This is a genomic window from Pseudomonas onubensis (genome assembly GCF_965653655.1).
Lineage (GTDB): Bacteria > Pseudomonadota > Gammaproteobacteria > Pseudomonadales > Pseudomonadaceae > Aquipseudomonas.
Genome location: NZ_CBFHAZ010000047.1, coordinates 21,440 through 44,605, shown reverse-complemented (window position 1 = coordinate 44,605; position 23,166 = coordinate 21,440). Strand labels below are relative to the sequence as shown.

The 23,166-nt window shown below is 59.6% G+C and carries 24 protein-coding genes; 9 read left to right on the top strand and 15 right to left on the bottom strand.

Translation table 11 applies throughout. The features are described 5' to 3' along the window. Positions 1-382: 382 nt before the first annotated feature. Positions 383-736: a hypothetical protein gene (locus ACTD9P_RS16680; protein WP_438868552.1), complete on the top strand. Its 354-nt coding sequence runs from the start codon at positions 383-385 to the stop codon at positions 734-736. Between the two features lie 145 nt (positions 737-881). Here ACTD9P_RS16680 and ACTD9P_RS16675 read toward each other — a convergent pair whose 3' ends face one another. The 6 genes from ACTD9P_RS16675 to modA all read right to left on the bottom strand — a co-directional run bounded on the left by ACTD9P_RS16675 (position 882) and on the right by modA (position 7,053). Continuing rightward, positions 882-1,586 carry a YoaK family protein gene (locus tag ACTD9P_RS16675; protein WP_438868551.1) on the bottom strand — a complete coding sequence of 235 codons (705 nt, stop codon included), beginning with the start codon at positions 1,584-1,586 and terminating at the stop codon, positions 882-884. A gap of 69 nt (positions 1,587-1,655) precedes the next feature. After that, a complete protein-coding gene (locus ACTD9P_RS16670) occupies positions 1,656-3,290 on the bottom strand; it encodes an ABC-F family ATP-binding cassette domain-containing protein (RefSeq protein ID WP_438868550.1) in 1,635 nt (544 codons plus the stop codon). A gap of 124 nt (positions 3,291-3,414) precedes the next feature. Beyond that, a complete protein-coding gene (locus ACTD9P_RS16665; RefSeq protein WP_438868549.1) occupies positions 3,415-4,464 on the bottom strand; it encodes a DNA topoisomerase IB in 1,050 nt (349 codons plus the stop codon). A 74-nt stretch (positions 4,465-4,538) separates the two neighbouring features. Beyond that, entirely contained in the window at positions 4,539-5,618 is a 1,080-nt protein-coding gene (gene modC / locus ACTD9P_RS16660) for a molybdenum ABC transporter ATP-binding protein (RefSeq protein WP_438868548.1), read from the bottom strand. A gap of 5 nt (positions 5,619-5,623) precedes the next feature. After that, positions 5,624-6,310, bottom strand: a complete 687-nt coding sequence (gene modB, locus ACTD9P_RS16655; protein WP_438868554.1) for a molybdate ABC transporter permease subunit — start codon at positions 6,308-6,310, stop codon at positions 5,624-5,626. Beyond that, a complete protein-coding gene (gene modA / locus ACTD9P_RS16650; RefSeq protein ID WP_438868553.1) occupies positions 6,307-7,053 on the bottom strand; it encodes a molybdate ABC transporter substrate-binding protein in 747 nt (248 codons plus the stop codon). The genes modB and modA overlap by 4 nt, the downstream gene beginning before the upstream one ends. A 253-nt stretch (positions 7,054-7,306) precedes the next feature. Here modA and ACTD9P_RS16645 point away from each other — a divergent pair, with 253 nt between their 5' ends. Next, positions 7,307-11,056, top strand: coding sequence for a hypothetical protein (locus ACTD9P_RS16645; RefSeq protein WP_438868547.1), 3,750 nt, complete (start codon positions 7,307-7,309; stop codon positions 11,054-11,056). On the opposite strand, the gene ACTD9P_RS16640 is transcribed toward ACTD9P_RS16645, so the two are convergent. Both ACTD9P_RS16640 and ACTD9P_RS16635 read right to left on the bottom strand, forming a co-directional pair. Beyond that, positions 11,053-12,123, bottom strand: a complete 1,071-nt coding sequence (locus tag ACTD9P_RS16640) for an NAD(P)H-dependent flavin oxidoreductase (RefSeq protein WP_438868546.1) — start codon at positions 12,121-12,123, stop codon at positions 11,053-11,055. The genes ACTD9P_RS16645 and ACTD9P_RS16640 overlap by 4 nt on opposite strands. A 109-nt stretch (positions 12,124-12,232) precedes the next feature. Continuing rightward, a complete protein-coding gene (locus ACTD9P_RS16635; protein WP_438868545.1) occupies positions 12,233-13,111 on the bottom strand; it encodes an alpha/beta fold hydrolase in 879 nt (292 codons plus the stop codon). Between the two features lie 174 nt (positions 13,112-13,285). Between ACTD9P_RS16635 and ACTD9P_RS16630 the strand changes: the two genes are divergently transcribed. Further along, complete coding sequence (locus ACTD9P_RS16630) at positions 13,286-13,879, top strand: CGNR zinc finger domain-containing protein (protein WP_438868544.1); 594 nt, start codon at positions 13,286-13,288, stop codon at positions 13,877-13,879. A gap of 75 nt (positions 13,880-13,954) precedes the next feature. Here ACTD9P_RS16630 and ada read toward each other — a convergent pair whose 3' ends face one another. The 4 genes from ada to ACTD9P_RS16610 all read right to left on the bottom strand — a co-directional run bounded on the left by ada (position 13,955) and on the right by ACTD9P_RS16610 (position 16,239). After that, entirely contained in the window at positions 13,955-15,007 is a 1,053-nt protein-coding gene (gene ada, locus ACTD9P_RS16625) for a bifunctional DNA-binding transcriptional regulator/O6-methylguanine-DNA methyltransferase Ada (RefSeq protein WP_438868543.1), read from the bottom strand. Positions 15,008-15,082: 75 nt separating this feature from the next. After that, positions 15,083-15,748, bottom strand: coding sequence for a DNA oxidative demethylase AlkB (gene alkB / locus ACTD9P_RS16620; protein ID WP_438868542.1), 666 nt, complete (start codon positions 15,746-15,748; stop codon positions 15,083-15,085). Positions 15,749-15,751: 3 nt separating this feature from the next. Next, positions 15,752-15,910, bottom strand: coding sequence for a hypothetical protein (locus ACTD9P_RS16615; RefSeq protein WP_438868541.1), 159 nt, complete (start codon positions 15,908-15,910; stop codon positions 15,752-15,754). Positions 15,911-15,936: 26 nt separating this feature from the next. Beyond that, the gene (locus ACTD9P_RS16610; RefSeq protein ID WP_003173824.1) at positions 15,937-16,239 is read right to left on the bottom strand and encodes a DUF1883 domain-containing protein; all 303 of its coding nucleotides are present in this window, start codon (positions 16,237-16,239) and stop codon (positions 15,937-15,939) included. 213 nt (positions 16,240-16,452) lie between these two features. On the opposite strand from ACTD9P_RS16610, the gene ACTD9P_RS16605 reads away from it, so the two are divergent. The 4 genes from ACTD9P_RS16605 to ACTD9P_RS16590 all read left to right on the top strand — a co-directional run bounded on the left by ACTD9P_RS16605 (position 16,453) and on the right by ACTD9P_RS16590 (position 18,850). Beyond that, on the top strand, positions 16,453-16,803 hold the full coding sequence (locus ACTD9P_RS16605; RefSeq protein WP_200433939.1) for a hypothetical protein: 351 nt from the start codon (positions 16,453-16,455) through the stop codon (positions 16,801-16,803). Between the two features lie 171 nt (positions 16,804-16,974). Next, positions 16,975-17,622, top strand: a complete 648-nt coding sequence (locus ACTD9P_RS16600; RefSeq protein WP_438868540.1) for a c-type cytochrome — start codon at positions 16,975-16,977, stop codon at positions 17,620-17,622. Further along, entirely contained in the window at positions 17,619-18,542 is a 924-nt protein-coding gene (locus ACTD9P_RS16595; RefSeq protein WP_438868539.1) for a c-type cytochrome, read from the top strand. Before ACTD9P_RS16600 ends, ACTD9P_RS16595 begins: the two co-directional genes overlap by 4 nt. A gap of 77 nt (positions 18,543-18,619) precedes the next feature. Beyond that, a complete protein-coding gene (locus tag ACTD9P_RS16590) occupies positions 18,620-18,850 on the top strand; it encodes a hypothetical protein (protein ID WP_438868538.1) in 231 nt (76 codons plus the stop codon). A 9-nt stretch (positions 18,851-18,859) separates the two neighbouring features. Here the strand turns inward: ACTD9P_RS16590 and ACTD9P_RS16585 are convergent, their stop codons facing one another. Both ACTD9P_RS16585 and ACTD9P_RS16580 read right to left on the bottom strand, forming a co-directional pair. Continuing rightward, on the bottom strand, positions 18,860-19,144 hold the full coding sequence (locus tag ACTD9P_RS16585; protein WP_017135492.1) for a hypothetical protein: 285 nt from the start codon (positions 19,142-19,144) through the stop codon (positions 18,860-18,862). 145 nt (positions 19,145-19,289) lie between these two features. Further along, positions 19,290-19,478 (bottom strand): hypothetical protein, encoded by a 189-nt coding sequence (locus tag ACTD9P_RS16580; RefSeq protein WP_438868537.1) that lies wholly within the window; start codon positions 19,476-19,478, stop codon positions 19,290-19,292. 308 nt (positions 19,479-19,786) lie between these two features. Between ACTD9P_RS16580 and galU the strand changes: the two genes are divergently transcribed. Further along, the gene (gene galU, locus ACTD9P_RS16575; RefSeq protein WP_003212579.1) at positions 19,787-20,626 is read left to right on the top strand and encodes a UTP--glucose-1-phosphate uridylyltransferase GalU; all 840 of its coding nucleotides are present in this window, start codon (positions 19,787-19,789) and stop codon (positions 20,624-20,626) included. A 97-nt stretch (positions 20,627-20,723) separates the two neighbouring features. Further along, entirely contained in the window at positions 20,724-22,082 is a 1,359-nt protein-coding gene (gene gorA, locus ACTD9P_RS16570) for a glutathione-disulfide reductase (protein WP_438868536.1), read from the top strand. On the opposite strand, the gene ACTD9P_RS16565 is transcribed toward gorA, so the two are convergent. Further along, the gene (locus ACTD9P_RS16565) at positions 22,083-23,090 is read right to left on the bottom strand and encodes a DNA-binding protein (RefSeq protein WP_438868535.1); all 1,008 of its coding nucleotides are present in this window, start codon (positions 23,088-23,090) and stop codon (positions 22,083-22,085) included. Positions 23,091-23,166: the final 76 nt, after the last annotated feature.

Sequence of the window (23,166 nt, the reverse complement as noted above, 5' to 3'; positions counted from 1 at the left end):
CGAATGCGGTGGGTCAGTGACAGATGAATTCACTGACCCACCGCATTCGCGAGCAAGCCCGCTCCCACAGTTGACCGCATCCAACCTTGACGGTGAGGTCGGCTGTTGCTGTAGCTGTTGCTCAGGCCTTTTCATCCTCAGCCGTTACCTAAGTAATGGATATGCCTCCAACTAACATCACCACCGCGTGCTCAACCGCCCCCCCAAAAAAAACCAGGCAAAAAAAAGCCCGCGGGAGAGCGGGCAGAAGGGAGACTTCTTAAAAATGAGCCTGCTGACTATAGGTGCCAGGCGCACCCTTCACAGTGAAACAAAGTTTATGCACCCATCAGACAATCACCGGACAGTGTTAAAGTCGCATTTTTTCCAAGGAAGCAATGGCATGCGAAAGCTGGTAATTGGCGCATTGGCAGTGGCCGCACTGTCCGGCTGTGCAGGCTCGAAGATGAAAGACGCGCGCACCGGTCAGCCCTACAAGACCCTGGCGTCGGACAAAGCCACGTTGGTGGTTGCCCAGTGCATCCAGTTCGGCTGGCAGGACGAGGCGGTGTTCGGCGTTGATGCCGGTGGCTTCAAAGAGCCGCTCGAAGCCGGCGGTTTTACCGTCTACACCACCAGTGGCGACTACTTCGCCGATGTGCGCGTAGCCGGTGCCGGCTCCAGCGTCAACTACTATGCCGCCCAGGACACGATGCCGGCCAAGCGTCGTTTGGCTGCACTGGCAACCTGTCTGTAGGCTGTCTCCTTAGCATTTTTCGGAAAAGCCCGGCAGGACAGTCGCCGGGCATTGGCTTATCATTCCTCCCGCTCGCTCGACGTGATGGCTCTTTACCAGTACACGGACGTCGAGGCCTGAACGTCGAGCGGGCCTCGTTTGCTTCCTATCGCGGCATGTAGCCCAAATGCCAGCGCCGGGGAATCTTCAGCGACACCAGCCCCAGCACCGCGGCCAACGCGCCACTGCCCAGCAGCGCCTTGAGCCCGAGGTGATGCTCCAGCACCGCACCGATGACGGCGCCCACAAACATGCCGGCCCACGGCACCAGTTGCACCCGCCAACCATTACGCCGTTCCCCCAGCATCCAGCGACCCAGCCCGCGCCCAAAACGTGAGAGCGCGCCGGTCACATAGGTCAAGCCCACCGGCAAGCCGTTGACCTCTTCCACGGCGGCATTGAGCATGCCCATGGCCAGGATCGCCGCCAGCAGCGCCGCCAAAGTATCGTCGAAGGGCCACAGCGCCGCGCCGCACAACAAGGCGGCGATGCACATCAGCAAAGGCAGCGCATGCCGGCGGCTGAGGCGGCTGACCACCACGCCCAAGGCGTTGCCCAGCACAAACACCGCCACCAGCAACACCAGGCGCCCGGTCAGGCCCAGGTCACCGGCGCTGATCGCCACGGCCAGGCGCGTGGTGTTGCCGCTCATGAATGAAACAAAATCACCGCTGGCCATAAAGCCAATCGCATCGGTCATGCCGGCCAGCACCGACAGGCTGGCCACCAGCATCAAGCCGACCCGCCCGCGCCAGCGTTGGCGATGGGCAAGCGCGGCATTGGCGTAAGGCCTGGGGGACGAGGGCAACATGGGACCGGGCTCCGCGTTGAGATTATTCGGCCACTACCGTAGGACGCTTCGGCCGCGCGTGCAATGACCTCAGACACTTTCCAGTCGCCAGCCGGTGGGCTGCCAGTTCAAGTGGTGGGTCGGCTGGATCGCCTGAATAAACGCCTCGTCATGGGACACCGCGACAATGGCCCCGCTAAAACCTCGCAGCGCCTGCTCAAAGGCCAGTACCGATTCCAGGTCCAGATGGTTGGTGGGTTCGTCCAGCAGTAGCAGTTGCGCCGGGGTATCGCGCCACAAAGCAATCGCCATCGCAGCTTTCAAACGTTCGCCGCCGCTCAGTTGGCCGGTGGGCTGGGTGACGCGCAGGGCGTCCAGTTGCAACAAGGCCAGGCGCGTGCGCAGCTCGGCTTCGGCCAGTGGCGTGTCGAGCAAATTGAGTTGTTCGACGATGGAGCGCTCATCCGTCAGCAGTGCCAGGTGCTGATCGATATAGGCTGCGGGCACCGGCACCGTGCAGCTGCCGCTGACGGCTTGCCATTGGCCCGCCAGCAGCTTGAGCAGCGTGGACTTGCCGCAACCGTTCGGCCCCCGCACGGCCACGCGTACCGGGCCGATCAGGTTGAGCGTGAGGTAAGTTGCAGGCTGGTGCGGGTCGAGCCACGGCAGTTGGGCATGCTCCAGGGTGAGTACCTGTCGGCCGTTGGGCAATGCAGAGCCGGGCAGGGCGAGCAACGTGGGGGTTTCATCGACGACACGCGCATAGGCCTGGCGCACGTGCTCATCCAGTTCGTGCTTATAGGCGTGGTGAGCGCTGCGCACTGTGCTGACGATTTCCTTGGCGGCGCCTTTCCAGCGGGCTTTGGTAAAGCGATCAACGTTGGCGGTTTCGGCATGCTTGCGGGAGCGGGCGGCATTGCGTTGCAGGCTGTCGTGATCTTTTTGCAGGCGCTTGCGTTCGCGGCTGCGTTGCAGGCGAGCATGCTCAAGCGCCAGGGCGGCGGCGTGCTGTTCGGTATCGCGTTGTTGGCGATAGGTGTCGTAGTTGCCGCCATACACACGCATGCCAAGGGGCGACAGCTCGACGATGCGCGACAGGCTATTGAGCAGCTGGCGATCATGGCTGACCACCACCAAACCGCCACGCCACTCGCTCAGAACCCGCAGCAGCCACTCGCGCCCATGGCCGTCGAGGTGGTTAGTGGGCTCATCCAGCACCAGCAAATCCGGCGCCGCCAACAACGCGCCGATCACGGCAACCCTGGCCAGTTGGCCGCCACTCAGTTGATTGGCCGGGGCTTCAAAACCGAGCGCGTGCAGGCCGGCGTCATCCAGTGCAGTGCGCAAGCGTTCGGCAAGGTCCCAGCGATCGTCAATCAGTTCGAGGTCACCGGGCTGGGCCTCGCCTCGGGCCATACGCTCAAGTGCGGCCAATGCGTGGGCGGTGCCAGTCACCTGGGCAAGGCTTTCTCCAGCTTGCAGCGTCAGGCTCTGGGCGACGTAGGCCACGCGGGCCTTGCCATCGAGCGCGCCGCTGGAGGGTGCAAGCACGCCGGCAAGCAGCTGCGCCAGGATGCTTTTGCCGCGACCATTACGGCCGACAATCCCCGTGGGTATGTAATCAATGGACAGGGTGAGGTCGTCCAGCAAGGTTTCGCCATTGGCGAACTGGAAGCACACGTGTTGCAGGGAAACCAATACGGGCAGGCGTTTGACGTCAGTCATCAGCACCTCCAAAAAAATGTCTAACAGGCCAACAAGCGCGCCAGGCGGCTCGTTGCAGATACATTTTGGAAGGCTTAGTTGTTCACGTCGGCGCTCATCCCGTGAGTCAGAAGGGACCCGAAGGCTAACCCAGCTTGGCGCGCTTGGGCAAGTCGGCAGTCAATTGCTCCAGGAACATCGCCAGCGCCACTTCTTCGGCTTTAAGGCCTTTGCGCACCCGTGGCTTGGGCAGTTTGGACAGCTCGCCCAAGCTGAAATGCTCCAGCACGGCGGGGTGGATATAGCACTTGCGGCACACTGCCGGTGTATTGCCCAACTGTTTGGCAACATCCTTGACCATCGCCACGACATGCCGCTTGGCATCGGATTCAGGCTGCCACTCCAACTCGCGCAACACCGCCAGCGCCATCGCGGTGCCGGCCCAGGTGCGGTAGTCCTTGGCGGTAAAATCGGCGCCGGTGAGGCTGTGCAAATAGGCATTCACGTCGTGGGAACTGACGGTGTGGCGCTCGCCGTCTTCGTCCAGGTACTGAAACAGATTCTGCCCCGGTAACTCCAGGCAGCGCTTGACCACCGTGGCCAGGCGCCGGTCCTTGACGCTGATCTGATGCTCGACGCCACTCTTGCCGCGAAACTGGAACTGAATCTCGCTGCCCTTGATGTCCACATGGCGGTTGCGCAGGGTGGTCAGCCCGTAGGATTTGTTGTCGCGGGCATATTGGGTGTTGCCGACGCGGATCAGTGTGGCGTCCAGCAGCATCACCACGGTGGCCAGGACTTTTTCGCGGGTGAAACCCGGCGCGGCGATTTGCGCTTCCAACTGCTTGCGCAGTTTGGGCAAGGCATTGCCGAACTCTTGCAGGCGCGAGTACTTGTCGGTGTCGCGCACTTCGCGCCAGCGCGCATGGTAGCGATACTGCTTGCGGCCCCGCGCATCGCGGCCGGTGGCTTGCAGGTGGCCGCGCGGGTCGGCGCAGATCCACACGTCGGTGTAGGCCGGTGGCACGGCCAACGCATTCAGGCGCTTGATTTCATCGGCATCGGTGATGCGCTGGCCTTTGGGGTCGAGGTACTGAAACTTGCCGCGTAGTTTTTTACGGCGGATGCCAGGTTGAGTGTCGTCCACATAATGCAGGTCGCGGGGCAGGTCGGCAGGCAGCGCAGAGTCGGGCATGGTGCAAGTTCCTTGGCAATAGATCAGGCCGGTATACCTGATTGACCGCAGGGTTTTGCGCGCGTGCCAAATACTTACGCCAGCACCGCCACCGCCTTGATTTGCGCCCACAACGCCTGGCCCGGATGCAGTTGCAGTTGATCGCGGGAGAAGCGTGTAATCCTCGCCAGCAACGGCGTACCGCCAGCGTCCAGGCGCACCAGTACATGGGCGCTGTTGTCCGCTGCTATTTCCTGGGTGACCGTCACCGGTAAGCGGTTGAGGATGCTGCTGGCTTCTTCGGCCTGCAGGCTGAGGCTGACGTCGCGCGCCTGCACCTTGACCCGCGAATGTTTACCCAACGCCAGCGGCGCATGGGCCACACGCATCTGCAAAGGGCTGTCGGGCAACTGCAAGGTGAGCAATTGGTAGTGCGCGTCAAAGGCAACCACCGTGCCGTTGATGACCACACCGGCGTCATCGCCCAGCGCCATCGGCAAATCCAGGCGTGCCAGGGTTTCGTCGATGGGGCCGCTGGCCAGGGCCTTGCCGTCGCTTAACAGCACGATGTGATCGGCCAGCCGCGCGACTTCGTCCTGGGCATGGCTGACGTACAGCACGGGAATATCCAACTCATCGTGCAGGCGTTCGAGGTAGGGCAGAATCTCGCTTTTGCGCTTGCTGTCCAGGGCCGCCAGCGGCTCATCCATCAACAACAACTGCGGGCTGGTGAGCAGAGCGCGGGCGATGCCGACGCGCTGGCGTTCGCCGCCGGACAAGTGCTGCGGGTGGCGTTCAAGCAAGTGGCCGATGCCGAGTAATTCGGCGGCCTGAGCCATGTCCACACGGCGAAGCGCGCGGGCAATACGCTTGAGGCCGAACTCCAGATTGGCGCGCACCGACAGGTGAGGAAACAGGCTCGCCTCCTGGAACACATAGCCGAGTGCGCGTTTATGCGGTGGTACAAACACGCCATTGCGGCTGTCTTGCCAGACCTCTTCGTTCACCTGGATAAACCCGTCTTCAGTCCGCTCAAGCCCGGCGATACACCGCAGGCACGTGGTTTTGCCGGAGCCGGAATGCCCGTACAGCGCGGTCACGCCACGGCCGGGCAGGTGCAGGTCCACGTCCAGAGCGAAGCCTGGGTACTTCAGGTTCAGGCGTACATCAATCATTGCGGTCAGCTCCAGCCCATCTTGGTTTTACGGCTGGAATAGAGCGCCAGCAATACGAGAAAAGCGAACACCACCATGGAGCCGGCCAGCCAATGGGCCTGGGCGTATTCCATGGCTTCGACGTGGTCGTAGATCTGCACCGAGACCACACGGGTCTTGTCGGGGATATTGCCGCCGATCATCAACACCACGCCGAACTCACCGACGGTGTGGGCGAAGCCCAGAATCGAGGCGGTGATAAATCCCGGGCGGGCCAGGGGCAGGATCACCGTGAAAAACGTGTCCCAAGGATTGGCGCGCAACGTCGCCGCCACTTCCAATGGGCGCGTGCCAATGGCAGAGAAGGCGTTTTGCAGCGGCTGCACCACAAACGGCATGGAATAGATCACCGAGCCGATCACCAGCCCGGCGAAGCTGAAGGTCAGGGTGCCAAGGCCCAGCCATTGGGTCAACTGGCCGAAGTAGCCGTTGGGGCCCATGGTCAACAACAGGTAAAAGCCGATCACCGTCGGTGGCAACACCAACGGCAACGCGACAATCGCGCCTATGGGGCCGCGCCACCAGGAGCGGGTGCGCGACAGCCACAGGGCAATCGGAGTGCCGATGATCAGCAGGATCACCGTCGTCAGTGATGCCAACTTGATGGTCAACCAGATCGCAGAAAAATCGGCACTCGACAGCGGCATATTCAGTTGGCCAGCTCGTAACCGTAGGCCTTGATCACCGCAGCGGCTTTTGGCCCCTTGAGGTATTCAACCAGGGCTTTGGCCGCCGCGCTGTCCTTGCCTTTGTTGAGGATCACCGCGTCCTGTTTGATCGGGTCATGCATGGCCGCCGGCACGATCCACGCCGAACCGCTGGTGACCTTGCCGTCTTTGTAGATCTGCGACAGCGCGACAAAACCCAGCTCGGCATTGCCGGTGGACACGAACTGATAAGCCTGGGTGATGTTCTGGCCTTCGACCAGCTTGTCCTTGACCTTCTCGGTCAAGCCTTCTTTAGCCAGCACTTGAGTGGCCGCCAGGCCATAAGGTGCCGCTTTCGGGTTGGCGATGGACAGGTGTTTGAAGTCGTTTTTCTTCAGCACGTCGCCTTTGGCATCCACGTAACCTTCTTTGGCCGACCACAGCGCCAGGGTGCCGACTGCGTAGGTGAAGCGCGAACCTTTGACCGTATCGCCTTCGGTTTCAAGTTTTTGCGGGGTGGTGTCATCGGCGCTCAGGAATACTTCGAACGGCGCGCCGTTCTTGATCTGGGTATAGAACTGGCCAGTAGCACCGTAGGCGGCAACCAGTTTGTGGCCGGTGTCTTTTTCGAAATCGGCGGCAATCGCCTGGATCGGCGCGGTGAAATTGGCGGCGACAGCCACTTGGACTTCATCGGCGTGGGCGGCGGTGGCCAACACTGCCACCAAAGCGGCCAGGCACGTGGGCATAAAACGAGAGGTACTGAACGTCATGAACGGCTCCGTTTGAGAAGGTGCTGAACCTGCTGCCGGTTATTGAGGGGGCACTGTCAGGCGCTGTATGTATAGGTATATAGCGTAAAAATGGCAAGCAAAATTCACCCCGGAATAAGGGCCGGCCCGTGGTCGAGATTTCATCGCGTCGACTCAAGCACGGCTTACAGTCAAGCCAAGCTGGAACTTGGATAGTGCTCTGCGTATTGATTAAAACGGAAAGCACGTTATGCGCAAGGAATACGCTTACATCGAAGTGGGCGCGACGAATGTCGACAGCGGTGAGGCCCACACCCAGGCGTGGATACAGCGGACATTAGCCAAGTCCAAACTCAAGCCATCGGCCAAAGCACTGATCAGCACCCGATCGCTGATTCCCGTGGAGTTCTCGATATTCGACGACAGCGACGCCAGCCAAAGCCAGCCGATCATTGTGCAGAGAGAGGAAGTGCAACTGTGGCACCTGCTCAATAATCGGCTGCCCTGGAAGGCCTTTACCAACAAGCAGCAAAGGACCGCGAACGTGCAAGCGAAGGCGTTGATGCCGGCGTTTTACGGCGAGGTCGCGGGTGAGCTGAACTTTACCCAATTTCTGCTCAGCCGCATCCTAGGCGAGCAACAGGTCCAAACCGGCACTTGGGTGCGGCATATATTGATGCGTTCGCCTCGGGCGTTGCTCAAGACCGAGGTGGTGGTGTTGTCAGTGTGGAACATTCGTAATGAGCAGATGGTGGAAATCTGGTTTGACGTGCCGTTGATTGCCCTCGGTATCGACCAATGGCCCAAGGCGATCAGCTTGAAATGGCCGGGTATGCGCATTGGTGTGCAGTCCGGGAGCAACTTTCATTACTCAACGGACTCGAGCCAAAACAGTTTATGGCTCAAGTCTTTCGGGGAACCGGTGGAAGCCGCCATGCTGAGTATCTACCCGCGGTGGACACTCAAAAGCGTACTGCTGCCGGTCTGCAACATCGAACCCGATCAACAGGTGAAGGTCACCCTCGGCAATCTTCCGGGGGATGCCCCGGCGTTGGAGTACTCGGTCAGCGTCCCGCCGACCTATCGCGCGGCCACCCGGTGGCAATACTACCTCGGCCTGTATCTGAACCACCGTTGCCCTTGGGTGAGCTGCGGGGTCATGGACAACGACGGTGTGATCCGGCCGCGGCCAGAGCAGGCAAACGACTGGTACATTCGCTGTGATGCTTCCGGGGCCACGCTCGATGTACAGGTGCTGGCGCAGGAGTCGGTGCAGTGGCTGGAAAGCCCCCGGGCCCCGGTAAGCCCGGGGGCGCCCGTGGCAACCAAGACCTGGCAGAGATGGGATGCCTTGTTAAGCAGTGTGTGGAGCGTGGACCCCACCAAGGACTACATCCAGAGTCTGGTTCAGCGCAGCCTGGCCCGGACCGGGTTACCGGCGGCCGTGCAGGCACGGTTCAAGAGCGAACAGCAGTTCCGTTACAAATTTCAGGTGGGCTATCAAGTCTATTCACCGGGCGTGACCGCCTATGCGCCACCGCGTTACAAGTACTTTTCCTTCGTGCAAGTGCTGACCGGCGAGCCGCAACGTACTGCGTTTGTCCAGGAGAGTGCCGCCGCCGTGCATGTCGGTGGTCAGCGGCTGTCTTCCGTGGAGGTCGATGCACTGCGACGCTTGCCTGATTTGATGTACGACACGTTCGTCGCCGATATTGACGAGCTGATCGCCAAGACGGATTACAAACAGCTGTTTGGTGAAACCTGCGCGGCCTTGGTCAAAGTGCGAGCCGCGCAGTTCCTGGCTGATGGCGCCAAACAAGATGGGGCGTTGTGTGAGCTGGCCCACCGCTTTCTCAAAGGTGAGCTCAAACCACGGGTGCTGTTGTTCAACGAAAAGAAAGTGCCCAATGCGTTTGTGCTCAAGCACAGCTCACAGAAGGCTTTGCTCATCTCGCTGGGCATGACCGAGCTCAAATGGGTGGTGTGGCAACCCAGCGGCACAGGGGGGCAACCAAGTGATGATTTGATGCGATTTATCACGCACCACCTCTCTTTTGCGGAAAAGAACAGCCTTGAGCGTTCGGATTTCTATCCGCAGAAAAAACGCTATGGCTACCACTTTCGGCGTGTACCGCCCGAGCCCGTGTCTTTTCAGGAAGTCGCCAATCTCAACGATGCGTTGTATGAAGTTGCGATTACCGAGCTCAAGCAGATGATGAATTACTTGGTGTTTTCTTCCGAAGAGGCGCAGCAACGGGGGAAATGGAGCGTGCTCAAGGCGGCCGCCCGCTCGGTAGCCAGCCTGGTAACGGCCACTGTGGGGCGGATGTCAGGCGTGGGGGCGTTGCTGTTATCCGGTGGCGTACGGTTGATCGGTAATGTCGCAGACGCCAGTTTCTCTTACCAGTGGGCAAAGAACATGGACCGTCCCGAGGACTACGCGGCCTATGTGCACGAGTGCAAATTGGGCGTGTTGCTCAGCGTCGTGGAACTCCATACCGATATGTCCCTGGCCAAGAGCCAGTTGCGCACGCTGTTGAAGCAGTCGGTTCAAGCGGGCAGGGCGCTGTTGCCCGTGGCGGTACCCCGCCCCCAGATTGCCATGCCCGTCACGTTGGAGCAGGCCGGTGCGTCGATGCTATTTCTGCCTACCTCCACCGACTTGCTGGGTGTACGCGAGCGCTTGGAAAAACTCTACCGCGACGCTAACAAGCTGGCTGAGCTGCAGGGTTATTCCAAGGGTACCCGCACGGCGGGCTATGCCGAATCTGCGCAGTGCGCGCAGTACTTGTTGAGCAAGTCCTGGGAGGTCCAGGCGATAGGCGTATTGATGTTTTCCACACACGATGACCGGCAACCCGAGTGCCACTATGCGCTGTCGCTACGCAGCGACAGCGATGCGGCGATTCTGGATGTGGCGCTGGGAAATCTCGACCCTTCGGCAAAAGGCCTGGCCTATTTTGATTCCGTCGAGTGCTGGGAACAGCGTATGCGGCAAGTGCCGACGCTGAAGGATAAATTGGTGGTGTACAAGCTCTACACCCATTTTGCCGAGGCGAGCCTTGAACTCAGTGCGCTGTTCCCATTCGGCATAAGCTGGGGCAACTTTTTCAATCGGGGCAACTTCTGGGTGCTGAGCTGTCCACCCGGGTATGTCGCTGCGATTGAAGGGCAACTGCCCAGACTTTGGGACGCGCTCTCCAAGGAAATGCCGCAGGACTCGCCGCAGCTACTGGAAAACGACCAGCCGCTGCAGGGTTACGCGGGGCTGTTGGTGCAGATCAGCAACCTGCGAAGCTTGTTTGATCAGTCTGAGAACCGGTTACGGCGTACCGTTGGCGCCCGTGCCGTGAACCGTATCCGGGCGCAGTTGTTTGGCTTTTTTCAAAGCTGGCGACTTGAGTGGCTGGAAGAGTATGTGGTGCTGATGGACAGTGTCATCGCTGAAGAGGCCACGTTGGTGAGTGAAGCGCAGGCCCATTTGGAACAGTTGCAAAAAGGAACGGTGGGGCCGGTCGCGTCGGCGCAGACTGCACTGGTCGATTGCATCGACTGGATCGCCTTGCGCGCCGGGCAGGAGGACGACGTCTGGCGCAACCTGCTACATGCCCAGATCGAGCGCTATGTCTCGGGAGACCGCGCTACGGCTGACTTGTGTTTGAGCGAGGAACTCAATCTTCTGCATCAAGCGCTGGCCGCCGACCGGGAAGTGCACGTCCATCATGTACTGCGTCCCGGTTATGAACGATTGTCGTTGAGTACCGGCCAGGCATTGTTTGACGTCGGGCTTAAACTGATCAACACCTTGGCGGTCAGTCGTCAGCCGGATTGTTTTTTTGCCTTGGTCATGACGTGCCAGCCCTATGAAAACAGCAACGAACATTTCGCTCGCATCGTTTACGGCATTCATGCCCTGCGCAAAAAGAACTTTCGGGTGCTGACCCAGGCTCAGGAAAGCCGCCTGAGCGGGCTGCCGCCCGCCGAGCCGGTGCCGGTTTAACCCGATGTGCGCTTGAGCAGTTTAAGGGCCTGCGTGGCCAGCAAGGTCGTCAGCTCACCGGTTGACAGCTCATGTTTGAGCCCCACGGCCTGACCTGCCCAGAGGTTGCTGAAGCCGGCCTCATCCTTGGCCTTGAGCGGTATCAAGGCGCCGCCAGCGGTGGGGAATGCCGGGGCCGCCGGGTTGATCGCGCCGAGTTCACGCATGACCCGGTTGACGATGCCCCGCGCCGGGCGGCCGGTGAACAGGTTGGTCAGCGCGGTTTCGCTGGCCTGGGCGTGGCGCAGTGCGTGGTGGTGGGACGGGGTGACGTTGGCTTCGGGGGTAAACAGGTACGCGGTACCGATTTGCACAGCCGCAGCGCCCAGGGCGAAGGCCGCCACGATGCCGCGTGCGTCACCTATGCCACCGGCGGCGATCACTGGCACATTTACCGCGTCAACTATTTGCGGCACCAGCGCCATCAAGCCGATTTGAGTGTTGAGGTCGTCACTCAGGAAAATCCCGCGGTGCCCGCCGGCTTCAATGCCCATCGCAATAATTGCATCGCAACCATGCTGTTCGAGCCAAATGGCTTCTTCAACGGTGGTGGCCGAAGACAGTACCTTGGCGCCGGTGGCCTTTACTCGATCAAGTAACGCCTTTTCCGGCAAACCAAAGTGAAAACTCACGACTTCAGGGCGAAATTCTTCAACGACTTTGCACGCCGCCTCGTTGAAAGGTTCACGGTTGGATACCGGCGTTGGCGCATCAAAGTCGGCACCCAGCTCACGGTAGTAGGGTTCCAGCAAATCCTTCCAGCGACCGTCGTGCCCTGCGTCGGCAGCAGGCGGTTGGTGGCAGAAGAAATTGACGTTGATCGGACTGGACCTGGCTTGGCGAATTGCGCCCAAGGCTTCGCGCAGTTGCTCGATGCTCAATGCTGCGGCGGGCAGCGAGCCGAGTGCGCCGGCGGCACTGGCAGCGATGACCATCGCGGTCGTGGTGCCCACGGCCATTGGGGCCTGGATGATAGGCACGTCGATGCCCAACAGGTCGAGAATTCGGGTGTCTGGCCAGGTGCTCATGGGATGCGTCTCCAGCGTGAGTAAGACTTTGCGCTGTTTTAACAGGGGCCATGGCACCCGGCCAGTCTGTTTTATTCACTGGACGAGTGGGTGGTTTCGTGCGTTGCCGTTAGTCGATGGCATGCCCCAGCACCGCATGAATGCGCTGGGCGATATGCGCGGCGTGGGTTTCCAGGGCGAAGTGGCCGGTGTCCAACAACTCGACCACGGCATTCGGGTTATCGCCGGTGTAGGCATGCGCGCCAGGCGGGATGAAGAATGGGTCGTGCTGCCCCCAAATCACCAGGGCAGGCAGTTGCGTAGCCTTGAAAAACGCCTGGAACGCCGGGTACAGCGTGAGGTTATTGCGGTAATCAAGAAACAGATCCAGCTGGATCTCGTCATTGCCCGGACGCTGCATCAACAGCACATCCAGCATGTAGGATTCGGGCGCAATCAACTCCGGCTGACTCACTCCGTGCAGGTATTGGTAGCGCGTGCCTTCCAGGCTGATCACCGCGTTGCGGATCACCTCGCGGTTGGCCTGGCTTGGCTCGGCCCAGTAGGCGCGTATCGGTGCCCAGGCATCCCCCAGCCCCTCCAGGTAAGCATTGCCGTTTTGCGAGACCAGTGCGCTGACCCGTTGTGGGTGCGCCACGGCCAGCCGCAAGCCCACGGGTGCACCGTAATCGAAGACGTACAGGGCGTAGCGCGTGAGTTTCAGCGCATCGACGAAATGCCCCACGGTGGTCGCCAGGTTCTCGAAGCTGTACTGGTAGTCACGCTCGGCGGGCACCTCGGTGAAGCCAAAGCCTGGCAAGTCCGGTGCGATTACTCGAAAACGAGTCGCCAGCAGCGGGATCAGGTCACGGTACATGTGCGAGGAACTCGGGAAACCGTGCAGCAGCAGGATGACCGGGGCCGTGGGGTCGCCAGCTTCACGGTAGAACATGCGCACACCGTCGGCATCGACATGATGGTAGCGAACTACAGGGGCTTGGATAGACATGATAAGGACGCCTTTAGTAACTTGATTGATTGATTATACGGGTTACCGTTTTAAAAAGCTGCGCCAAAAATAGTAACCTGTCAAATAAATTAATCAGGTTAGCTATTGGTCTGTTGTAACTATCGGGCCACGAAAATAGCGGTTACGATTGCGCGGAGATCAAGAGGACTCATCATGGCCATCCCAACACCCGCAGCCACCCCCCTGGAACCTTATGTGCTCGCCGATGAGCCGGTGCTGGACATGCTTAACACCTTGGCGAATATCGACGGCGTACCCAGGGATTTCTGGCAGGCAGACGCGGACGTGCAGCGCTGGCTGGTGCGTTTGCACTGGGCCCATGAGGGCGGCATACCGATATTTGCAGACGGCGCGTTGCTGCGCGCTGCGCGGGAGCTGCGTGAGGTGATTCGTGAATTGGTCGCCGCGCGCAAGCACGGCCAGGCGGGCAATCCGGCAGCCCTCAACGGCTTTTTGCGCAAGGCGGTGAGCCATCCGCAGTTGCTCTGGCCGGCATCCGGTGCACCGCAATTGGAACGCCAACGCAACGTGCAGACCGCCGAACAATTTTTGTCGCCGATTGCTGAAGCCGCGGCTAATTTATTGGTGGCTGGCGACTTCAACCTGATTCGTCGGTGCGAGCATCCGGAATGCATCCTGTGGTTTTATGACCGCACCAAGGCTCACAAGCGCCGCTGGTGCAGCATGGCGTTGTGCGGCAACCGGCATAAAGTGGCCCAATTCCGTAAACGGAAACTGGGGCTGTAAAAGAAGGGCGGTGTATGAGCCCGATGTTGGCGGCTTGTTTGATGTCATTGCCGGGGTTGTGACCCACCGTATCTGCTAGCGGTTTTCCGACTGTTCGCGTTCCAGCAACTGGCGCTTGCGCTCTACGCCCCAGCGGTAGCCCGACAGCTCACCGTCACTGCGCACCACGCGATGGCAGGGAATCGCCACTGCCAGGCTGTTGGCGCCACAGGCTTGGGCCACCGCGCGAAACGACTTGGGCGCGCCGATCTGCGCAGCAATTTGCGCGTAGCTGGCGGTGCTGCCCACCGGGATGTCGCGCAATGCCTGCCATACGCGCTCCTGAAAGGCGGTGCCGCGCAAGTCCAGGGGCAAATTCAAACCCAGGGCAGGGGCTTCGATAAAACCCACCACCTGGGCTATCAACTGTTCGAACTCATGATTGGCGCCGACCAGTTCGGCTTTGGGGAATTGGTCTTGCAGGTCGCGCAGCAGGGTGTCCGGATCGTCGCCCAATAAAATCGCGCACACCCCGCGTTGGCTTTGCGCCACCAGAATCGCACCCAGCGAGCATTGGCCCACGGCAAAAAGAATCGTGCTGTTGGTGCCGCCAGCCTTGTAGTCGCTGGGCTTCATGCCGAGCAGTTGATCGGCGGATTCATAAAAGCGACTGTTGGAATTAAAGCCTGCGTCATACAACGCGTTGGTCACCGAATGTTCGCCCTTGAGGCTGTGGCGGACTTTGCGCGAACGCAAGGCGCTGGCGTAGGCCTTGGGTGTCAGGCCAGTGACGGCTTTGAATACGCGATGAAAATGGAATGCGCTTAGCCCGGCGCCATGGGCGAGTGCTTCCAGGCCAGGCGGGGTTTCGGCCAGCTCGATCTGTCGGCACGCCTCGGCCACCAGTTGGGCATGGTGGGCGGCCAATTGAGTCTGGTCGCCGGCCGCGCGCTTGCTGGGGCGATAACCCGCAGCTTCGGCTTGCGCCGCAGTGTCGAAAAACTCGATGTTTTCCGGGCGCGGTAAACGCGAGGCGCTGCTGGGGCGGCAATACACGCCGGTGGTTTTCACACCGTAGACAAACAGGGCGTCGGCCTTGGCATCACGGGCGACGATAGCGGCCCAGCGTGGGTCTTGTTCGGTGGTCATGGCCTGCACTCTTGACGGATCACGGCCAGATTAACCGCGTTGCTGATGGCCGGCACTCTGAAGCTTGCGGTCAAATTATCCGGCGGTGCGAAAGGTCAGGTTAATGCGTTGCGGGCCCATGATCGGATGCACGCCTTGCTTGATGGGCATTACCCCATGAAAGCGCAAACGGTCGACACCGCCCCAGACCACTACATCGGCGTGGAACAGTGAAACTTTTTGGGTTTTGTCGCTGCGCTCGTGGCCGCCAAACAGGAATACAGCCGGCAAACCCAGGGAGATTGAAACGACTGGGGCGCTGTAGACACGTTCGTTTTTGTCTTGATGCAGGGACATCTTGGCGCCCGGCACGTAGCGGTTTATCAAGCACGCGTCCGGGACAAATGCGCTGAAGCCGGCTTCGGCTGCCGCCAGCGTGGCCAGTTCACGCAACGTCTCAGGCATAGCTGGCCAGGGCTGCTGGTTGCGTGGATCAATGGGGCTGTAGCGGTAACCGGCGCTGTCAGTGGTCCAGCCCAGTGCACCGCAACTGCTCAGCGCTGCCGACATGATGAAACCGCCGGGCGTAACCATTTGCCGGAACGGCGATTGGGCCAGTATCTGTCGTAGCTCAGGCAGCAGGCGCTCAATCCAGGGCAGGGCAAAGCCCCTTAGTACGTAGGACTCTTCGCCAATCTGCTCGCGCCCCGCCGGTTGCTGCAAGGCATCCTCAGCGAACAGATCAGCCGTCGGGCCTGGCATGGGTTACAGCGCCTTGCTCACATTGATGTCGGTGATTTCGTCACTGGCATCGTGGATTTTTGCCAGGGCTGCTTTGGCTTCTTCAACGCTTCCTGCCTGCAGAAGGGCAAATTCAAAGCGACGTTCGCCGTTGAGCTTGTATTTGATTACGTATTTGGTCACAGCAGTTTTCCTGTCGAGGGTTCGGCTCAGCTCAGCTTGGTGCTGGTACGGCGAACGATACGGATTTTGTGGGACAACGCAGGTTTGCGGGTCACGCTGATGGCGCGGCGCGTGACCACATCCAGCGTGATGTTCCAGAACCCGGTGCTGGGTGCGGTGATTTTCGCCGGGAATTTGTCAAACGCGCCGCCGTGGTAAGTGTGGCGGCCACCGTTCTTGAAACTGCGGAAATTGGCATCGCTCATCAGGCGAATATTGCAGGTCTGCGAGCATTCGATGACAACGATGTCGCCCTCGTTGAGGTGCTCGCGCTGGTGGATGAATTTCATGGGGGTGTCTCCAGAAGGGCTTTTTCTGAAAAATCAGAATGATACGTAGGTTAAGATAGAGTTTATCAGCCCTGACGCGATTATTATCGGGTCGTCGTCGACGACTTCGACAATTTAAAACAGTTATTTCCCGAGTTTTCAGAGATAAATCCTACATCAGCGGGAGAAATTTCCCCTCTACGCTGTCGTAGGGTCTTTATCGGAGGTTTAAGTATGAAGTGGAGTGTGTTGGTTCTGGCCTTGGCGTTGGGTGGATGTGCTTCGGTTGCAGATATCAAGCAGACCCCGCCAACCCTGGTGGTTATTTCAGGCAAAAAACCGCCTGAATATGCCGCGTGCGTGGTCCGTAAACTGGAAGCGACCCGCCGGCCGTCGCAGATTGAGCCGCACAAGGATGGCGTACAGGTGATTGTGCCGCAGAAATTCTCGGCCGACCCTTCGGCGATCTTCGAGATTGAAGACCGCTCCAGCGGCAGCAGTATCAAGCTCTATGAGAGCATGTCAAATGTGCCGATCCGCCCAGGCGATATCAAGAAAGCCGCGGAGGATTGCATCTCAGGCTAAGCATTTGGTTTATCCGCTTACTGATCCCGATAGAAAAGCCCGACTCTGCCTTGGCAGGGTCGGGCTTTTTTTTGCGTTTATTTGAGTGTTGTCGTTCGAGGATCGTTACCCTACTATTTGTAGGCTTATGCGTTTGTAGTCTAAGCATATAACTATAAGGAAGGAGCCGTGATGATGTCTCTGGAACGACTGTTGATAGGCAGCGCGTTGCTGTTGTTATTGGGCAATGCCCACGCGCTGGAGGGAAAAAAGCTGTTTACCGAAGGCGGATCGCAGCCGGGCGCCATGCCCTGTGTGGCTTGCCATGGGGCCGATGGGTTGGGCCTGGCTGCCGCCGGTTTCCCCCGACTCGCAGGGTTGCCGGCCGCGTATATGCGCAAACAATTGGCTGACTTCAGCAGCGGGGCGCGCAGTAATCCGGTGATGCAGCCATTGGCCAAGGCGTTGACTGAAGAGGAAATTGCGGCTGTCAGTGAGGCGGTGGCGGCGATGCCGTTTCCGGCCGTCGCAACGGCGTATCGCAGCGAAATGCCTGTGAACGCTGCGCAAAAGCTGGCACTGCAAGGCGCCTGGGAGCGGCAGATTCCCGCGTGCGTCAGTTGCCATGGGCCTGCCGGAGCTGGCGTGGGCGATGCATTCCCACCGCTGGCGGGCCAGCCTGCCGCTTACCTGGCGGCGCAATTGATGGCGTGGCAAAACGGTAGCCGTCACAACGACCCGAATGACTTGATGGGCCATATCGCCAAGTCCCTGACGGCAGAAGAAGTGCAGGGCGTTGCCCAGTATTTTGCGGCGTTGAAGTTGGAGGCCAAGCCATGAAGCCATTCACGTTAGCGTCTATATTCGGCTTGCTGGCTGCACTGCCTGCCCATGCGGCACCGATTGCCATGCAAGACCAATCCCAGTTGCAACTGGCGGCCACGCCCGCAGCGGCCGAGCAATTCCAGTCGCCGCAGGAAAGCGAGCTGCCCGACAATGCTTACGGCAAGCTGGTGCGCCAGGGCTACGCCTTGTTCGTCGACACCAAGCGCCTGGCGCCAGAGTTTGTCGGCAACGGGCTCAACTGCAGCAATTGCCACTTGGATCAAGGCCGCTTGGCCAACTCGGCGCCGCTGTGGGGCGCGTACCCGATGTACCCGGCGTACCGAAAGAAGAACGGCAAGGTCAACACCTATGCCGAGCGCTTGCAGGGCTGCTTCCAGTTCAGCATGAATGGCGGCACGCCTCCAGCCGCCGACAGCCCCGAGATTACCGCGCTGTCAGTCTATTCCTATTGGTTGGCCAGCAAAGCGCCGCTGGGCGTGGAGCTTGCGGGGCGCGGCTACCCGGACGTAGCGCAACCGGCCAAGGGTTACAACCTGGCCCAGGGCGCCGAGGTGTACAAGGGCCAATGCGCGGTGTGCCACGGCGCTGAAGGGCAGGGGCAAAAGGTCGGTGACAGCTATGTGATGCCGCCGCTGTGGGGCAAGGACTCCTACAACTGGGGCGCCGGCATGCATCGAATCAACACGGCTGCGTCCTTCATCAAGCACAACATGCCACTGGGCAAGGGTGGCAGCCTGAGCGATCAACAGGCGTGGGATGTGGCGGCCTACGTCAACAGCCATGAACGGCCGCAGGACCCGCGCCTGGTTGAAGGCTCAATAGAGAAGACTCGGGTCAAGTTTCACGCCAATGACGGGGTCAATCTTTACGGTCAGACGGTAGAGGGCGTGCTGATCGGGCAGGGCATCCGTTAAACTGTCGGCCATTCAATGCAAAGATGCCGCTCAAACCCTGGGTTTGCGCGGCATTTGTCCTTCCTGGAAAGCCCGTCATGAAACGAGAACACGTCAAAGCCCGACATGCCGAAGGCCAGATAACGGCCACCCATGTCATCCAGAACCCTGCCGACCTGAGCGAGTGGATCGTATTTTTCAAGAAAAGCGGCGGCCGCAGTTACTTCCTGGTTGACGATCAGGACGAGGTTGAGTCATTCCCGCGCCTGGATGACCTGATCGAGACCTTGCGTGGCCTGGGCATCAAGTTCGCCGAAGTTCATCTGTAACCCGCAGGGTTACTTGCACACCACCACGACGCTGCGGCTCTTGAAGTTGCCCACGTCTTTGCCCAGGGTCTTGTCGCTTTCCTTGAGTGCTGGCGTGCCTTCGGTGCCGACGATGCGGTAACCGGTGCCTGCACATGAAGCGTCGGCTTTTTCGTAGCAACTGGCCCACGAATTGGCCTCGCCCGAGCAATCGATGGTCAAGCCTTGCTCGCCGTTTTTAAGGTAGGTGTCGGACGTGGTGGTGCAGCCGGTCATCAGCGCCAGAGCCGCAGTCAGTGCCAGAATCTTGTTCATGAGTTGGGTCGTCGTCGAGGGTGTAGGAGGGGCGCAGACACTGTCGTGGGGCGTTTGCAGCAAGATTATAGCGAACGGCCATCAAGGTACAGATAAACACAAAAAAGCCCCGTCGACCGGGGCTTTGTGCGCAACGCAATAGCGCTTACTTTTTGTCCTTGGGGCGCTTGCTCGATGCGTGGCCAGCTTCGTCCACAAACACTTCAGCCACCGTAATGGCCATGCTTTCGCTCGCGAATACCCCAGCGACGCTGTCGCCGTGGAAGTTGATCAGGTGCCAGCCGTCCGCTCGCTGGGTGATCAGGTAGCCGTTTACGCCTTTTGGTTCTGACATCTATCAATCTCGTGGTGTGGTTCAAGCGCGTAATGATAGCGCCAATTGGCCCCGCGGCGCGCAAGTTGTTGCAGGTCAGTGCCCTGCATCGAAAAGCATGCTAAAACCATTCAGGCCCGTTTAAATAAAGGAGCAAAGGCTGGTTTTGTCGCGCCGTGAGTGAATGCTCTTCGTAGGATCAGCGGAACTTACGCGCGGATTTTTTCTCTATGTTGACATCGCAACGCCAGCAGGACCCATTGTAAGGTGACTGCGGCCTGATTAGACTGCGCCGAATTCCGTACGCACAGCCCTTTGTAAGGACTTATATGATCAAGAAATGCTTGTTCCCAGCAGCCGGTTACGGCACTCGCTTCTTGCCAGCGACCAAAGCCATGCCCAAAGAGATGCTGCCGGTGGTGAACAAGCCACTGATTCAGTACGGCGTCGAAGAGGCACTGGATGCCGGTCTGAACGAAATCTCCATCGTTACCGGCCGTGGTAAGCGCGCGCTGGAAGACCACTTCGACATCAGCTACGAGCTGGAAAACCAGATCAAGGGCACCGACAAGGAAAAGTACTTGGTCGGCATCCGTAAACTGCTCGACGAGTGCTCGTTCTCCTACACCCGTCAAACCCAGATGAAAGGCCTTGGCCACGCCATCCTCACCGGCCGCCCGTTGATCGGTGACGAACCGTTCGCCGTGGTCCTGGCTGACGACCTGTGCGTCAACCTGGAAGGCGACGGCGTACTGACCCAGATGGTCAAGCTGTACCAGAAATACCGTTGCACCATCGTCGCGGTTCAAGAGGTTGACCCTCAGGAAACCAACAAGTACGGCGTGATCGCCGGCGACGACATTGGTGATGGCCTGATTCGCGTGCGTGACATGGTTGAAAAACCAGCGCCGGAAGACGCGCCTTCGAACCTGGCGATTATCGGTCGTTATATCCTGACGCCGGACATCTTCAAGCTGATCGAAGAAACCGAGCCAGGCAAAGGCGGTGAGATTCAGATCACTGACGCCCTGTTGAAGCAAGCCAAAGATGGCTGCGTGATTGCCTACAAATTCAAAGGCCGTCGTTTCGACTGCGGTGGTGCTGAAGGCTATATTGAGGCCACCAACTTCTGCTACGAGCACTTCTACAAGACCGGTAAGGCTTACTGATTCACAGTGGCTCGCCCAAAAAGCCACCTTCGGGTGGCTTTTTCGTTTTTCGGCCCCATGTAAGTCGGTATGCTGATGTCCTGCCGAGGAGAGTGAAATGGCCTACGATTTTGATCTGTATGTAATTGGTGCCGGTTCCGGCGGTGTTCGCGCAGCGCGCTTTGCGGCGGGGTTTGGTGCCAGGGTGGCGGTGGCCGAAAGCCGTTACCTGGGTGGCACGTGTGTGAACGTCGGCTGCGTGCCGAAAAAACTCTTGGTGTACGGTGCGCATTTCGCCGAAGACTTTGAGCAGGCCAGTGGATTTGGCTGGTCGTTGGGCGAGGCGAATTTTGATTGGGCGACACTGATTGCCAACAAAGACCGCGAAATCAACCGCCTCAATGGCATCTACCGCAACTTGCTGGTCAACAGCGGCGTAACCCTGCACGAAGGGCATGCGCGTCTGGTGGACCCTCATCAGGTGGAGATCAATGGCGAGCGCTTCACTGCCAAGCACATCCTGATTGCGACTGGCGGCTGGCCGCAGATCCCGGAAATCCCGGGGCGTGAGCACGCCATAGGCTCCAACGAGGCGTTCTTCCTCAAAGAGCTGCCCAAGCGTGTGTTGGTGGTCGGCGGTGGTTATATCGCCGTCGAGTTTGCGGGCATCTTCCATGGCTTGGGCGCGCATACTACGCTGCTGTATCGCGGCGACCTGTTCCTGCGCGGCTTTGACGGCGCAGTGCGCACGCATCTGAAGGAAGAGTTGACCAAGCGTGGCCTTGATCTGCAGTTCAATGCCGATATCGAGCGCATCGACAAGCAGGCTGACGGCAGCCTCAAGGCCACCCTCAAAGACGGCCGCGTGCTGGAAGCCGATTGCGTGTTCTACGCCACCGGCCGCCGCCCAATGCTGGACAACCTGGGGCTGGAAAACACCGGCGTCAAATTGGATGAGCGTGGCTTTGTCGAAGTCGACGACCTGTACCAGACCGCCGAAGCCTCGATCCTGGCCATTGGTGATGTGATCGGGCGTGTGCAATTGACGCCCGTCGCGCTGGCCGAAGGCATGGCGGTTGCTCGTCGCCTGTTCAAGCCCGAGCAATACCGCCCGGTGGATTACGCGATGATTCCGACCGCGGTGTTCAGCCTGCCGAATATCGGCACGGTTGGCCTGAGCGAAGAAGACGCGAAGAAAAACGGCCATAAGGTGCAGATCTTCGAAAGCCGCTTCCGGCCGATGAAACTGACGTTGACCGACTGCCAGGAAAAAACCTTGATGAAGCTGGTGGTCGACGCCGACACCGACAAAGTCCTGGGTTGCCACATGGTCGGGCCGGACGCCGGCGAGATCGTCCAGGGCCTGGCGATCGCGCTCAAGGCCGGCGCGACCAAGCAGCATTTCGATGAAACCATCGGCGTGCACCCTACGGCGGCGGAAGAGTTCGTCACCATGCGCACGCCTGTGGCGGGCTGATCAAGCCTCGGTTGTTGCCTCTGGCGGCATTGCAACGACGGCCGCCAGGCGCAATGCCTCGATACTGGCCTGGGCCTTGATCAGGTCCAGTTCCAGGGTTTTGCTCACCTGCTGTTGCTCACTCAGCGCCGCCTGGCGCGCTTGACCTTCCTCTACCGCAACCCGCAAACGCTCCTGAAGCAGGGTGCGTTCGCTTTCTATCCGGCCAAGCTGCTCGCTGAGTGTTTGCTGCTGCGCCTGCTCCTTGCGTGATTGCTCCTGCAGGGCGGTCAATTCCTTGCTGGTCACGCGGTGCTCGATAAGCAGCCGCTCATTGTCGCGATGCAGTTGGGTGATCTCATCCTGGCGCACCATGGCGCTTTGTTGCGCCTGACGCAGTTCGGCCTGCACCTGCTGCAACTGGCCTTCATGGCGCCGTTGTTCCTGCTCGCGCTGCTCCTTGACCGCATTGCGGTAATGCTCAAGCGCGTCACGCGCGTGCAGGTGCTTGTCTTCCAGCGAGCGAATCTGCTCGTCCTTGTCATTAATGCGCAGCTCGTAATCGCTGCATGCCTGGCTGAGCCCTGCATTGCGGGTTTGTTCGGTTTGCAGGCTGGTGCTGGCGGTCTGCAAGGCGGCGCTTTCTTCGGCCAGTGCGGCGGCCTGGATATCCAATTGCTGCTTGAGCTGACTTTGATTCAGTTCCAGCGCTTCAACCTGAGCGAGCAGGGCGGCTTTTTGCTGTTCGAACTGCGCCAGCGCTAAGTCGATAGGCTCCTGCGCCTTCTCTTTAAGGCGCTGGGCTAAACGCGCGACCAACTCACCTAGCTCGTCGTCAATGGGCGCTTCAGTGATGGTCAGCCGGGTTTCGCTGTCATCGAGTTCCTTCAAATAGCGATGAATCGTGGTTTTCGAGCCGGTATTGCCCATCTCGATACGCACTGCATCGATGCTGGGGTTTTCGCCGCGGGCCAGGATCGCCAGGCGTGCCGTTTGAACCACTGCTCTGTTTATGCCGCCGCGTGCCATGGGGTCTCCGTCGATTTAGTACTGTGGTACGTAGTATGTAGATACATACTCTATCACGAATAAAACTCGTTTAAAT

What these genes read in the sequence shown, in the direction of transcription:
- ACTD9P_RS16680 (WP_438868552.1), top strand. Translation starts at nt 383, where the DNA reads ATGCGAAAGCTGGTAATTGGCGCATTGGCAGTGGCCGCACTGTCCGGC.
- ACTD9P_RS16675 (WP_438868551.1), bottom strand. Translation starts at nt 1,586, where the DNA reads ATGTTGCCCTCGTCCCCCAGGCCTTACGCCAATGCCGCGCTTGCCCAT.
- ACTD9P_RS16670 (WP_438868550.1), bottom strand. Translation starts at nt 3,290, where the DNA reads ATGACTGACGTCAAACGCCTGCCCGTATTGGTTTCCCTGCAACACGTG.
- ACTD9P_RS16665 (WP_438868549.1), bottom strand. Translation starts at nt 4,464, where the DNA reads ATGCCCGACTCTGCGCTGCCTGCCGACCTGCCCCGCGACCTGCATTAT.
- modC (WP_438868548.1), bottom strand. Translation starts at nt 5,618, where the DNA reads ATGATTGATGTACGCCTGAACCTGAAGTACCCAGGCTTCGCTCTGGAC.
- modA (WP_438868553.1), bottom strand. Translation starts at nt 7,053, where the DNA reads ATGCCCACGTGCCTGGCCGCTTTGGTGGCAGTGTTGGCCACCGCCGCC.
- ACTD9P_RS16645 (WP_438868547.1), top strand. Translation starts at nt 7,307, where the DNA reads ATGCGCAAGGAATACGCTTACATCGAAGTGGGCGCGACGAATGTCGAC.
- ACTD9P_RS16640 (WP_438868546.1), bottom strand. Translation starts at nt 12,123, where the DNA reads ATGAGCACCTGGCCAGACACCCGAATTCTCGACCTGTTGGGCATCGAC.
- ACTD9P_RS16635 (WP_438868545.1), bottom strand. Translation starts at nt 13,111, where the DNA reads ATGTCTATCCAAGCCCCTGTAGTTCGCTACCATCATGTCGATGCCGAC.
- ACTD9P_RS16630 (WP_438868544.1), top strand. Translation starts at nt 13,286, where the DNA reads ATGGCCATCCCAACACCCGCAGCCACCCCCCTGGAACCTTATGTGCTC.
- ada (WP_438868543.1), bottom strand. Translation starts at nt 15,007, where the DNA reads ATGACCACCGAACAAGACCCACGCTGGGCCGCTATCGTCGCCCGTGAT.
- alkB (WP_438868542.1), bottom strand. Translation starts at nt 15,748, where the DNA reads ATGCCAGGCCCGACGGCTGATCTGTTCGCTGAGGATGCCTTGCAGCAA.
- ACTD9P_RS16610 (WP_003173824.1), bottom strand. Translation starts at nt 16,239, where the DNA reads ATGAAATTCATCCACCAGCGCGAGCACCTCAACGAGGGCGACATCGTT.
- ACTD9P_RS16605 (WP_200433939.1), top strand. Translation starts at nt 16,453, where the DNA reads ATGAAGTGGAGTGTGTTGGTTCTGGCCTTGGCGTTGGGTGGATGTGCT.
- ACTD9P_RS16600 (WP_438868540.1), top strand. Translation starts at nt 16,975, where the DNA reads ATGATGTCTCTGGAACGACTGTTGATAGGCAGCGCGTTGCTGTTGTTA.
- ACTD9P_RS16595 (WP_438868539.1), top strand. Translation starts at nt 17,619, where the DNA reads ATGAAGCCATTCACGTTAGCGTCTATATTCGGCTTGCTGGCTGCACTG.
- ACTD9P_RS16590 (WP_438868538.1), top strand. Translation starts at nt 18,620, where the DNA reads ATGAAACGAGAACACGTCAAAGCCCGACATGCCGAAGGCCAGATAACG.
- ACTD9P_RS16585 (WP_017135492.1), bottom strand. Translation starts at nt 19,144, where the DNA reads ATGAACAAGATTCTGGCACTGACTGCGGCTCTGGCGCTGATGACCGGC.
- ACTD9P_RS16580 (WP_438868537.1), bottom strand. Translation starts at nt 19,478, where the DNA reads ATGTCAGAACCAAAAGGCGTAAACGGCTACCTGATCACCCAGCGAGCG.
- galU (WP_003212579.1), top strand. Translation starts at nt 19,787, where the DNA reads ATGATCAAGAAATGCTTGTTCCCAGCAGCCGGTTACGGCACTCGCTTC.
- gorA (WP_438868536.1), top strand. Translation starts at nt 20,724, where the DNA reads ATGGCCTACGATTTTGATCTGTATGTAATTGGTGCCGGTTCCGGCGGT.
- ACTD9P_RS16565 (WP_438868535.1), bottom strand. Translation starts at nt 23,090, where the DNA reads ATGGCACGCGGCGGCATAAACAGAGCAGTGGTTCAAACGGCACGCCTG.